This window comes from Pseudomonas flavocrustae (genome assembly GCF_029872515.1).
GTDB classification, from domain to species: Bacteria; Pseudomonadota; Gammaproteobacteria; order Pseudomonadales; family Pseudomonadaceae; genus Chryseomonas; species Chryseomonas aestiva.
On the sequence record NZ_JAPDIQ010000006.1, the window covers coordinates 138,490 to 150,870 of the forward strand.

At 61.9% G+C, this 12,381-nt stretch carries 10 protein-coding genes; all 10 read left to right on the forward strand.

Annotated features, from left to right (window positions below; translation table 11 throughout):
- Positions 1-112: 112 nt before the first annotated feature.
- The 10 genes from OMP44_RS14745 (at position 113) to OMP44_RS14790 (ending at position 12,380) form a co-directional block, all read left to right on the forward strand.
- Positions 113-1,552 carry an undecaprenyl-phosphate glucose phosphotransferase gene (locus OMP44_RS14745; protein WP_280309241.1) on the forward strand — a complete coding sequence of 480 codons (1,440 nt, stop codon included), beginning with the start codon at positions 113-115 and terminating at the stop codon, positions 1,550-1,552.
- 70 nt (positions 1,553-1,622) lie between these two features.
- Positions 1,623-2,534 (forward strand): glycosyltransferase family 2 protein, encoded by a 912-nt coding sequence (locus OMP44_RS14750; protein ID WP_280309243.1) that lies wholly within the window; start codon positions 1,623-1,625, stop codon positions 2,532-2,534.
- Positions 2,535-2,540: 6 nt separating this feature from the next.
- Positions 2,541-3,350 carry a polysaccharide biosynthesis/export family protein gene (locus OMP44_RS14755; RefSeq protein ID WP_280309245.1) on the forward strand — a complete coding sequence of 270 codons (810 nt, stop codon included), beginning with the start codon at positions 2,541-2,543 and terminating at the stop codon, positions 3,348-3,350.
- A complete protein-coding gene (locus OMP44_RS14760) occupies positions 3,347-5,350 on the forward strand; it encodes a GumC family protein (RefSeq protein WP_280309247.1) in 2,004 nt (667 codons plus the stop codon). The genes OMP44_RS14755 and OMP44_RS14760 overlap by 4 nt, the downstream gene beginning before the upstream one ends.
- Before the next feature lie 2 nt (positions 5,351-5,352).
- Positions 5,353-6,543 (forward strand): glycosyltransferase, encoded by a 1,191-nt coding sequence (locus OMP44_RS14765; RefSeq protein WP_280309249.1) that lies wholly within the window; start codon positions 5,353-5,355, stop codon positions 6,541-6,543.
- The gene (locus tag OMP44_RS14770) at positions 6,530-7,843 is read left to right on the forward strand and encodes a glycoside hydrolase 5 family protein (protein WP_280309251.1); all 1,314 of its coding nucleotides are present in this window, start codon (positions 6,530-6,532) and stop codon (positions 7,841-7,843) included. The genes OMP44_RS14765 and OMP44_RS14770 overlap by 14 nt, the downstream gene beginning before the upstream one ends.
- A gap of 25 nt (positions 7,844-7,868) precedes the next feature.
- Entirely contained in the window at positions 7,869-9,083 is a 1,215-nt protein-coding gene (locus OMP44_RS14775) for a glycosyltransferase family 4 protein (RefSeq protein ID WP_280309617.1), read from the forward strand.
- A complete protein-coding gene (locus tag OMP44_RS14780) occupies positions 9,074-10,165 on the forward strand; it encodes a glycosyltransferase family 4 protein (RefSeq protein WP_280309253.1) in 1,092 nt (363 codons plus the stop codon). Before OMP44_RS14775 ends, OMP44_RS14780 begins: the two co-directional genes overlap by 10 nt.
- Positions 10,166-10,245: 80 nt before the next feature.
- Entirely contained in the window at positions 10,246-11,562 is a 1,317-nt protein-coding gene (locus OMP44_RS14785) for an O-antigen ligase family protein (RefSeq protein ID WP_280309255.1), read from the forward strand.
- Positions 11,559-12,380: an acyltransferase gene (locus tag OMP44_RS14790; RefSeq protein ID WP_280309257.1), complete on the forward strand. Its 822-nt coding sequence runs from the start codon at positions 11,559-11,561 to the stop codon at positions 12,378-12,380. The genes OMP44_RS14785 and OMP44_RS14790 overlap by 4 nt, the downstream gene beginning before the upstream one ends.
- The last annotated feature ends 1 nt before the right edge of the window (position 12,381 follow it).

Sequence of the window (12,381 nt, forward strand, 5' to 3'; positions counted from 1 at the left end):
TGATGAGCTTCTCTTTTTTTCGGCTGCCAATGGCTGAGCGCCCGGTGGAAACATCTATTCGGGGCCGCTCATTACACAAACCCTAGGTAATATCGTCGCGTCAGGAGTTGACATGGACGCTTCAGGATCAATCCTCTCCACGGAAGGAGCGATACGGCGCCTATGGTACGGGTGCGCGGGCCGTACTGTTTATCTGGTGCTGATCTCTCGGATATTGCAAGCGCTGGCAGTGGTAGGTGCCGGTGCCTACTTTTATCCCATCGGGACACACTGGAAAGCACATGGCCTGCTGGTGCTGTTGGTCTTGGCTGTGTTCCAAGCCGCTGGGCTCTACAGCGATCTGCTTTTTAGTAATCTATTGCGCTTTCGACGGCTGACCCTTGCCTGGTTGATTGCCTTCGTGCTGTGCCTCTTTGTTCTCCAGCAGGTCCATCCTTTTTCGCTACAGGATCAGCAAGAGCCCCTACTTAAATGGTTCTTTGGCGGCTTAGCACTGCTACTGCTTATGCGTGTGCTGACGCTCACCTCATATGGCTTGTTAGCACAGCGGGGGATCTTTCTACAGCGCGCGGCGATCCTCGGTGCCACCGAGAATGGTCTTCGCTTGGCGAATCACATGCTAGTACGCCAGGACTTCCGCTGTGGGCTGGTTGGCATCGTCGACGATCGCACAGTGAAGCGTCTGCCGTTGCATCTAGCTGGGCTGCCCTTGCTGGGTGGTACCCAGGATCTGCGCGTTCTTATTGAGCAGATAAAGCTAGATATAGTGTTCATCGCCCTGCCGTGGACTGCCGAGCGTCGGATCGACCAGGTGACCCGAGTCCTTGGACGCCTGCCCGTCAACGTCTTGCTGGTGCCGGACCTAGTGGCCCTACGCTACGCCCAGTTCCCTCTCGCAGAAGTCGCCGGTGTTCATCTCTTTCGCGTATCGAAGCAAGCCCTCAGCGGCTGGGCACCTCTGTTCAAACGCATCGAAGATCTGCTGCTAACAGGGCTGATCCTGCCTTTCGTGGCACTTCCAATGCTACTGATTGCCCTAATCATAAAGCTGGATTCGCCAGGGCCGATATTGTTTCGACAGCAACGCTATGGCTACAACGACCGTCTTATCGATGTGTGGAAGTTCCGCACCATGTTCGTCTGCCAGGTCGACCAAGATGCTGTGCTCCAGACCACCCAGGACGATCCACGGGTAACGCGTGTGGGACGCTGGTTGCGCCGGTTTAGCCTGGACGAGTTACCGCAACTGTTTAATGTCCTAAGCGGAAACATGTCGCTAGTCGGGCCGCGTCCTCATGCCAAGGCGACCCAGGCCTCCGGTCTCATGTTCGAAGACGCAGTCATAGAGTATTCGGCCCGGCATCGGATGAATCCTGGCATGACCGGCTGGGCGCAGGTCAATGGCCTTCGTGGTGAGACCGACACTCTGGACAAGATCGAGCGCCGTATCGAATACGACCTGCGCTACATCGAGGAGTGGTCGCTCTGGCTGGACCTGTACATCCTCCTCCGCACCCTGCCTTCGCTTATCTGGAGCCGAACGGCCTATTAAGGCAGTCCTAAGCCACGCCACTCATTCTATCGACCGTTGGTTCATCGCCGTATCGCACTGGAGTGCTTTGATGAAGACCGCGCTGATCATTCCGACTCGCAATGCCGAACGCTACCTCGATCACCTGCTGCCGGCGCTGGCTGCTCAGAGCTTGCAGCCAGATGAGCTGCTGGTCGTCGATACCCACTCGCAGGATGCGACGGCGGCGCGCTTTCGCGCCTTCGGTGCACGTGTCGAGGTGATTCAGCCCCAGCAGTTCAACCATGGCGGGACCCGGCGCTGGGCCAGTCGGCAGGTGGACGCCGAAGTACTCATGTTCCTCACCCAAGACGCCATTCCTGCCGACCCGCATTGCCTGGCAAGCTTGCGCGCTGGACTCTTTGCTGCGCCGGACATCGGTATCGCCTACGGTCGTCAATTGCCACATCTTGACGCCGGTATCCTTGGTGCCCAGGCGCGCCGCTTCAATTATCCCGTCGAGAGCCGCATCAAGCGGTTGAGCGATGCTCCCCAGCTGAAAGTGAAGACCTGCTTCAGCTCCAATTCCTTTTCCGCCTATCGCCGGGCGGCCCTGACTGACGCCGGCGGCTTTCCCGCCGACGTGATCGGCAGTGAGGACGCCTATACCGCAGCGCGCATGCTGCTGCGGGGCTGGGCCGTGCATTACGTGGCGGAGGCCCAGGCGCGCCATTCCCATGATTACCGACTGCTTGAGGAGTTCCGCCGGTACTTCGATATCGGCGTCTTCTATGGTCGCGAGGACTGGATCGCCGCGGCTTTCGGCGGGGCAGCGGGTGAGGGGCGCCGTTTCGTCGAGGCTGAGATCGACGCCTTGCGCGCGGCCGGTCAGGCCTGGCGCATTCCGGAGGTGCTGTTGCGCAGTGCCTGCAAGCTCCTCGGTTATCGCCTCGGGCACCGGGAGCGTCTGCTGCCCAATGCGCTGAAGCGCCGCATCAGCATGTTTTCCACCTATTGGGCCTGATCGTTCATGAAGAGCCTTTTCACACGCGGCCTGCTGCTCTGGTCGTTCTGTCTGCTTTGCGCCTGCGGCACGCCAGCCAAGATCGGTCTGCCCGCCAAGCAGGCGTTGGTAGCCGGACACGCCGCCTATGTGCAGCTGGCGATGCGCCCACTGCCGGCCGTGGTAGTTCAGCCGGGCGATACCCTGCGCATCACTCGTGATGCCCGCAGCCCGGCGGAGGAAGATCGGCAGACGTTGTTCATGGTCCAGCCCGATGGTTATATCCACTATCCCTACGTGGGGCGCCTGGCCGTAGCGGGACAGACGCCGGAGCAGGTATCCCAACGGCTGACCGCCGCTGGCACCAACCTCTACCGTGAGCCCCATGTCACCGTGAACATCGCCGTGGCACCCAGCAACCGTATCTTCGTCGGCGGGGAGGTGCATAACCCCTCGGTCTACGAACTGAATGGCGAAGCCTCGGTGGAGCAGGCGTTGATCGGAGCGGGTGGTCTGCTGCCCAGCGCCGATAGCGGCAATATCGCGCTGGTTCGGCGCGATGACGCAGGCCGCTATCAGCGCTATTTCTTCGCCTTCAGCGACCTGCTCAGCGGCAGCCTGCCGCCCGTCGCGCTACAACGTGGCGATCTGATCTTCGTGCCCAAGTCCGGCATCGGCAACGCCGTAGAGGCCGTCGACCTGTATTTCACCCGTCTCATCCCCATCAACAAGGGCATCGGCCTGGGCTTGAACTACGACCTCAATCAACGCGACATCAGCAACAGCGGAAACACCAACATCCGTACGGTGTGCAGCGCGGGAGCAAGCTGTCAATGATCGAAGTACGCTCCCTGCGCGATCTCCTGCGGCTGTTCTTCATCTTCCGGCGAGAGTTCCAGCTGGCCTTCGTGGTGACGGTGGTGGTGGCCATTCTCGGTGCCTTCCTGCTGCCCAGGCAGTACGAATCCACCGCACGCCTGCTGGTCAAGCCCGGCCTGAGCAATACCCTGCCGATCGAAGCCAGCGATCGGCAGACGCTGGTGGCCCCCAGCACCCAGCGGGACCCCATTCTTGACGAGGAGCAGCTGTTCACTGGCCGACCCATAGCCCTCAAGGTCGCCGAAAGCTATCTGCAGGAAAATACTGCACGCTCGCCCGAAGGCTGGTGGCAGACAGTCAAGTCACAGATCAGGCAGTTGCTAGCCGGATTGAAAGACAGTCTGCGGGCAGTGTTGCAGGCCCTTGGCCTGGCTGAAGCCCAGAGTCCGGAAGAACGTCTCGCCACGGAGTTGATCAAGCGCCTGAGCATCGGTCACGAACCAGGCTCCTCGGTCATGGTGGCCAGCCTGCGTTGGGATGATCCTGCAGTGGCGCAGCGCCTGGTGCAGGTTTGGGTGAACACCTATCTGGAGGTGCGCGCGGCCAGCCTCGAGCGCAAGAGCCTGTACGCCTTCTATCAGGAGCAGACCGCTACTACCGGACGCCGGGTGGAGCAACTCAAGGCGCAGCTCGCCGGACATCTGAGCCGGATTGGCAGCAGCAGCGTGGAAGATTACCTGCATGACCAGAGCAACACCCTGCAGCGAATGAACGCGGAGCGGTTCCAGACCAGCGCCGAGATTACCAGTCTGGCCACATCCCTGATCAGTGCCCGTCAGCAGATCGCTGGCATGCCACAGCAAGTCGTGACCGAGGAGTCCAGTACCCTCAATCCGGATCGCCTGGACATGCAGCGGCAGCTCAATGGGCTGATCGTGGAGCGTGAACGCCTCCTGCGGGTATTTTTGCCCGGTACCGAACCGCTCAAGCAAATTGACCAGAACATCGCGGAACTGCGACAGCAGCTCAGCCAGCAGGCAGAGCACGTCAAAAGTAGTACCAACCGCGCGCCCAACGGCATCGTGGTCAATCTCAAGCAGCAGGTTGCCGATGGCACCGTACGCCTGGCCAGTCTCAAAGCGCAGCTCGCCAAGCAGGACCAGCAGATCAAGGAGGTGCGTGCGGACCTCGAGCAGGTCATGGCCCAGGAGCCAGAAGTCAGCCGCGTCATGCGTGAGCTGCAGGTTGCTCAGCAGAACTTCCTTCTCTATGCCGACAACCTGGAAAAGGCTCGGATCGATCGGGCGCTGGATAGCAGTCGCATCAGCAACATCGCCATCATCGAACAGCCTACCTTCAACCCCAGCCGAGTGTTTCCCAAGAGCCTGCTGATCATTCTGCTCTGCCTTCCCACAGGGCTGGCCGTCGGGCTGTTGGTGATCTATCTCTGCTACCTGCTCGATCAGCGCATCCACGACGGTGGACGCATCCAGGCTCGTTTCGGCATCCCGCTATGGACGACGTTGCAGCAGCTCGAGACTCCGCAACCCGGCGATCCGGCCTTCACTGCCAGCCTGTATCGCCTGCTCAGTCAGTTGCCGCTGGAGCGTATTCGCGAGCAGGGGCTAAAGGTCGGTCTCACCTCGTCGCGCCATGGCGAGGGCTGCAGCTTCGTCGCCGAACGGCTGGCCACGCTGCTACGCGAGCAGGGCTTCACCGTACGTATTCTCGACAGTGCCAATGAGCCACCGCCGCAGGCACTGCAGGCGCTACCCGGCGAAGTCATCCTGCTGGTGGCTTCGGCCCTGCTGGCCAACAGCCAGGCCTTTCTCTACCTGCACCACGCCGATCTGATTGCCCTCGTGGTGAAGGCGCGCTCCGGTACGGTACCCATGCTGGAGAGCTCTCTGGCAATGCTCGACACCGCCTTCAAGCGGACCGACGGCATCATCGTCAATTTCCGCCGTTTCGAAGTGCCGTCCCGGCTCCTTGATTTTCTCCACCGGACCCGGGGGTAACGATGCGCATAGCGCTATTGGCACCGCTACCAATGGAACGCAACGGTATCGCTGATTATGCGGTGCACTTTCGTCAGGCTCTGGAGGAAGAGGGCATGGAGGTGCTCATCCCCCTACGCCACCCGGAGCATGGTGGTCGTCCCGCGCGGCGTCTGACCGATTTCGACTGGCTGAGCGTGGATGTGGTGCACGCGGAGTTGGGCGGTGGCCGGGTACGGGAATATGAAACCCTGCTACGCCTGCGTCAGCGCTACCCGCGTCTGCCGATTACGGTGACGGTGCATGATCCCGAGCGCCTGGTCTGGCGACGCCGGCAGCAGCCCTGGCCACTCAGCCTGCTGATGCAGCAGCGCTCGCCCTGGCCACAGGTGGCGACGGTATTGGGCGATCCCATGACGCTGCGTGAGGAGCGGACGCTGGCGTCAAGCCTGACGCAGCTGGTGACGCTGACCGAGACCGGAGCGAACGCCCTGCGTCAGCGTTTGCGTCTGGCACCGGGCAGGGTCGTCAGCATTCCCCATGGCAACAGGGTGGTACCGGAGGCACCGCTTCCTCCCCTGGAGCCCCTGCGCTTGCTTTATTTCGGTTTCATCTATCGGGGCAAGGGCATCGAGGATCTGCTTGACGCCCTGGCGAAGCTGCTCAGCGAGCGGCCCGACTGGTGCGGTCGTATCCGTCTGACGCTGGCGGGCGGTACCGCGCCGGAAATCACCTTTGCCGCCCAGAGCGACTACCTGGGCGAATTGCGCGAGCGGGCCTTTCGCCGCGGACTGAACGACTGCCTGGACTGGCAGCTGGATCTGCCGGAAGAAGCCATCGTCACGACCATCCAGGCCCACCACCTGCTGGTGTTGCCGTATCGAGAGTCACGCAAGCTGGCCATCCTGGGAGCTCAGCGCGGAACTAGCGGCGTGCTGGCCTGGGCCATGGCCTGCGGTCGCGGTGTGATTACCTCTGATGCCCGGGCCTTTGCCGAAGAAACGTCCCATGGCAATGGCGTGACCTATCCGGAAGGCGACGTCACCGCACTGACGGAGCGTCTTCGCGCGCTGATCGACCATCCTCGGCAGCTGGTAAGCTGGGCCCAGCACGCAGCGCAGTTGGGCGCCACGAGGGCCTGGCCGCAAACCGCACAGCGTTTCCGACAGGTCTTCGAGCTAGCCAGTCGAGGTCATACCGATGCGCCTCGCTGAGCTGACGCGCCTAGCGGTGATGTGTCTTGCCATCGTGCTGAGCGAGGCAAGCGTGCAGGCTGAACAGCGTCTGCAGGGTCCGCGTCCGGTGGTCTGGCGTGATTTCCTCGGCGTGAACGCCCATTTCCTCTGGTTCAGCCCCGAGGAGTACCGGCAGCAGATAGATCGACTGCAAGACCTCGGTCTCGAGTGGACCCGCATCGATCTGCACTGGGACATCATGGAGCCGGAGCAGGGTCAGCTGCGGACGGTGGAATTGGATGAGTTGACGCGAACCCTGAGCACGCGCCAGCTCAAATCGGAAATGTACCTCGTGGGCAGTCCGGATTTCGCCAGCAGCGGCCCGTTCGGCATCGCCAACCGCGGCGCCTATCCACCCCGGGATCCCGCGCTCTACGCCTCTAGCCTGGTCAAGTTCGCCTCGCGCTATCCCTCGGTGCAAGCCTGGCAGGTGTGGAATGAACCCAACCTGCCCAGCTACTGGCAACCTTTCGAGGACCCAGAGCGCTATGCCCGCCTGCTGCAGGCCAGTGTGGAAGCCATGCGCAGCCAGGCCCCCGGTCGAGAGGTGGTGATGGGCGGCATGGCTTACTACAGTCAGATGCCGGTACGCGGCGGTCTGATGCTCGAATCCCTTGGCAAGCTCGGGGTGCAGCGCTTGGGGACGGTCATCGCCTACCATCCCTATTCCCAGTATCCCGAAGGAGACGATCCCAAGGCGGGAGATTTCATCGTGCGCGCCCAACTGCTCAATGAAAAGTTGCGCGGCATAGCGCCACCGGCGATCTGGGCGGACGAGTGGGGCTGGTCCAGCTATCCTGGCCCGCAGGAAGAGCAGAACATCATCGGCGAGCAGGGCCAGGCGGACTTCGTACTACGTCGGCTCGCCGTGATGAGTGCTCTCGATTATGACCGTATCTTCCTCTTCGCTCTGAGCGATCTGGACGGTCGCGCCAGTGTTCGAGATCAGCATTACGGTCTGTTGCGTCTGGATGGCAGCCCCAAACCGGTATACCTGGCCCTTCAGCGCTTTCTCGCCCTGACCGGTCCGCGACTGACTCCCGTGGTGCCGCCGGTCCTGGCTCGGGCGCCCGGCGAACTCTACAGCATCGCCTGGCGCCGCAATGACGGCAGCCAGGTCTGGCTGTTCTGGTCGGCTGGCCAGGAACGTCTCCAGCTGCCGCAGATCACCCAGGCCACGCTGCACGATCCCCTGACGGGCGAAAGCCGGGAGCTGAATGACGCCGCTGGGATCGCAGTCCAGGCTAAGGCCAGCTTGCAGGTGCTGACATGGAAGTAGGGCGATGACGCTTCGAGGCCCCGGACTGCGGTTGCTCTGGGTTCTACCCTATCTACCCTGGCCCTTGTCCAGCGGCGGCAAGACACGTCAGTATCATCTGCTGCGGGGGCTGGCCGCGCGGGGACATCGCATCACCCTGTTGGCGCAAAGCAAGACACCCCTGGATGCAGCTGCCCGTGCCGCCTTGGAACCCTGGTTGGAGCGACTAGTGGTCTTGCCTAGGCGCCCGGTACGCCATCCGCTCACCCTGGCAGCGGTCGCCTTCGCTCGCTGTCCCATGCTCGCGAGCATCAATGGATTTGCGCCGGCGGCCAGGAGTGCCTTCGCCACGCTGCTGGAGGAATCCTGGGATGTGATTCAGCTGGAGCACAGCTATGGGTGCCAGCCCTACCTCGATCTGCTCGAGTCCCGCCGGCTACCCTGGATGCTTACCGAGCACAATCTGGAATCGGCGCTTGGAGGAGCGACCTACGATCGGCTACCTGCCTGGGTGAAGGGCTTCGCCCGCTACGACCAGGGACGTTATCGACGTTGGGAGCGACGGGTGATGGGGGCTGCCGACCGGGTCGTGGCGGTCACGCCCGACGATGCCCGACTTTTGCAGCCACTAGCCGGAGGGCAGGTCTCCGTAGTGGTGAATGCCGTGGATACGCAGTTCTTCGCCAAGGTGCGGTCCGACTCGGCCAGTCAGCGGCTACTGTTCATCGGTAACTACGAATATGCGCCGAATCTGGACGCCGTGGAATGGCTGGTAGCCGAGATCATGCCCCTGCTATGGCGGACCCATCCCCAGGCACGGCTGCAGATCGGCGGCTATGCCATGCCCGCGCGCTGGGCACGGGATTTCCCTGATCCGCGTCTGGAGTGGCGCGGCTATCTCCCCGACCTTCGTGACGCCCAGTGTCGTTCCGCGCTGTTCATCGCACCCTTGCGGCAAGGCGGTGGTTCCAAGCTCAAGGTCTTGGAGGCCCTGGCTGCCGGCTTGCCGGTGGTCAGCACCGCTCAGGGCGCGTCGGGTCTAGCGCTGCGAAACAAGCAGGAGGCTTTACTCGCGGAAGAGGCGACGTCCCTGGCTCGGGCGGCGGCCGACTTGCTCGAGGCGCCGTTCGGCGCCGCGAAAATGGGTGAAGCGGGTCGTGCCTACGTGCGGACCTACCATGACTGGCAAACTGCTGCGAGCCAGCTCGAGGCGGTTTATCGGGATTTGTTGCCGAGAAAAGAGCACAGACCATGCGCGTAGGACTGGATTATCGCCCCGTACTCGCCGCGCCCCGTTCGGGTATCGCTCGGCAGGTACGTGCTCTGGATTTTCATCTTTCTACACTTGCAATGACCACGGTGACGCGTTTCGGCTGCCTACCTCATGGCCATCCCTTAAGAGGCCAAATTGAAGCTCCAGCCGCCGATCTGGTCTTGAATGGACAGCATCGACCGCAGCAACGTCTCTCATTTGAAGCCGCCTTTCTTCCAAGTCGGCTGCGCGAAACTGGCATGGACGTTTACATCGCGACGGCCAATATGGGACTGCCCCTAGGACGCGTATCAGGAATCCTGCAAATTCTACTATTGCACGATCTGTTTCAGATCACCGAGCACAACCGCCACTCCTCAATCTGGAGGGCAGGTGCCTACCGCCTGATCGACTGGGCGTCTATCAGCTACTCGATATATCGTGCATCTCAGATTTGGACCCCTTCAGTATTCACTGCCGAAGAGGTGATTAGGCGCTTTCCACGGGCCAGGACGCAGCTTCGCATCTTGCCGAACTTAGTCGATGGGACCTCCGATGAGGCGCAGCCCATCGAGGGGCTGACGCCAGGGTACTGGCTGGCAATCGGTACGCGCGAACCGCGCAAGAATATCGCGCGCTTGGTGACCGCTTGGAGCGAGGCCCGACGCCGAACAGTGGTACCCGACCTTGTGCTGCTCGGCGCAGCGGAAGATCTACCACCTGAGTTAAGGGAGCGTCCTGGCCTGATCTATTTAGATGACTTGGATGAAGTCCGGTTAAAAGGTTTGTATCAGGGTGCTGATCGTCTCTGGCAGCCATCCTACGCCGAAGGGTTCGGACTGCCCGTAGTAGAAGCCCTGGCGGTAGGGACCCCGGTCGCCTGCGCCCGGGGTTCGGCATTGGACGAGGTAACGCCGCCTTGGGCGCCACGCTTCGATGCCATGGATGTACCAGGTTTGGCGGCCTTGATGATCACGCTGGCGCAGCCTGCGCTGCGGGAGCCGATTCGCGGCCGCAGCTGGGCGACTCGCTTTGGTGCGCCTGCCTATCACACTCGGCTGGCTGAGCTGTTGGCGGAGTTACGATCGTGACACGGCTGGGGACCTGGATTGCTGCTGTACTCGGCCTGGCGTTTGGCGTTCTGCTTTGCGTACTCCCGGCAGGTCAGGTGATGCTCGCCACCGCCGGCATGCTGCTGCTGCTGGTACTGCTGCAATACCCCCTGTTAGGGCTTTTGTTGTTCGCCGGGGTAGCCACAGCGATTCCCTATAGCACGGTGCAGCTGGGGTTGCGTACCACCCTGAGCGAGGCTCTGCTTGGTTTGACCTGGCTCGGGGTGCTCTGGCAGACCTTACTTGGGCGTTATCGTGGAAGGCTACGCTGGCTTGCGACGGAGCGGGCGCTGCTTACGCTGATGCTGTTCAGTGCGCTGCCTTTCGTGGTGGGAGAGCTGGTGATTGCCGGGCCCGGCAGTGGCCTGGTCAACTGGGTCCGCTGGTTACTGAATCTGTCGGTTCTATTCCTGGTACCCCTCCTGCTGCCCGATGAGCGCTCTCGTGATCGCCTGTTGGTAGCCCTGTTGCTGGGTAATCTCCTGATGCTGGTGGTTTCCATCGGCTACTTCCTCAAGGACCGCAATGCGCTGAGCATGCTGCCCCTGCTCACGATGCTCCAATACGCCCATCCAGAAGCGGTACAGGACATCTTTTCCGGCAATTACACGCGTATGGCCTCACCCTGGGTCCATCCCAATCTCACCGGCGGCGCCCTGGCCCTGTTCATCCCCCTGGCGCTTTTTTATGGCTGGGTGCAGCAGGGCTGGCGGCGCTGGTTGGGTTTCGCGGTGGCGCTGTTGGGATGCGCCGGCCTGCTGCTGAGCATCTCGCGCGGTGCCATCCTTGCTCTTGCGCTGGTATTGCTGTGGTTGAGTGCGCGCAAGGTGCCCTACAGCGGGCGTATCGTCGGTCTCGCAGTGGTGTTCGGGCTGCTGCTGGTGGCCTGCTATCCGCCCCTGCAGGAACGCTTGGCGACCATGTTCTCCTCGACCAACGCCAGTACCGAGATCCGACTGGACGAATACATCCGGTTTCCCGAAGCCATGGCGGCATATCCCCTGGGCATCGGTTTTAAGGTGGATCCGCCGGTGCCGGGTAGTGGGCTGCTGGGCATATCCAATCTCTGGCTCAACTACATTTACAAAGTAGGCTTGCCGGGCCTGCTGCTGTTTGTGCTGGTAACTTGGCGCTGGTGGCATGAGACGCGCCCTCGCGGTCCTATTCCCTCGATAACCCGGGACAATGCCCTCTGGCTGGGTAGTGGTTGCGGAGTGGCGGCAGCGCTGCTCACCGGATTCTTCGATCACTACTTCAGCTTCACCAACGTGCTGGTGGCCCTGTTCTTTCTGCTGCTCGCCCTCAACCTGCAGCAAGCCCGTGCCCATCCTGAATTCGCTGGTTCCCAGACCTCGCCGCGGACGAACCCGTCATGAAGCATCGCATCGCTGTACCCGTGGACCTGCGCGCCGACCTGGCGCAGGAGGCCCGAATCCTGGAGGTGAGCGAAGAGGCGCTGACTGAGACACTGGAGTGGATGCTGGCGCATGATGTCGCCTTCGAGGAAGGCGAGGGCTTGGCCCGACGCTATTCCATATGTTCGGTGGATATCGAACCACGTATCGAGCATTCGCTCGCGCGGCGCTGGTTTGTCCGCCTCAGAAGCCTCGTACCGACCCGGCTGGTGCCTCTCTACGGCTATAACCTGCCCACCCTGCGCGATCGTACCCTGCGGGTGTGGGAGCAACTCTACAACATCATCGTCAACAAGATTCCCAGCCATAACATCCGGCTGGCCTGGTTGCGCCTCGGCGGCGCCAAGATTGGGAATGGCTCATCCATCTGGCGCAATACCGAGGTGCTCGGCATCGAGAACTTGCGCATGGGCGAGGACAGTGTCATCGCCTGGCATTGCCAGGTGGATGCCCGCGCTGGACTCATTATAGGTGACCATGTGGCCATCGCCTCCCATGTGCTGATCATCGCTGGAAGCCATGACCTGGCCGCTCCGGAGTTCTGGTCGGTCTCTGCGCCCATTCGTATTGACGACTACGCCTGGATCGCCTCGCGAGCCCTCGTCGGTCATGGGGCCCAGATCGGCCGTGGGGCTGTAGTCACGGCCAACACGGTGGTCGCCAAGGTCGTACCGCCCTATAAGATCGTAGGCGGCAGCGGTGCCAAGGTCATGGGTGAAAGGCCGCACGATCTTGCCTACCGCGTCGGTGGTAAGGGCCTGTTCACCTTCCTGCATTGAG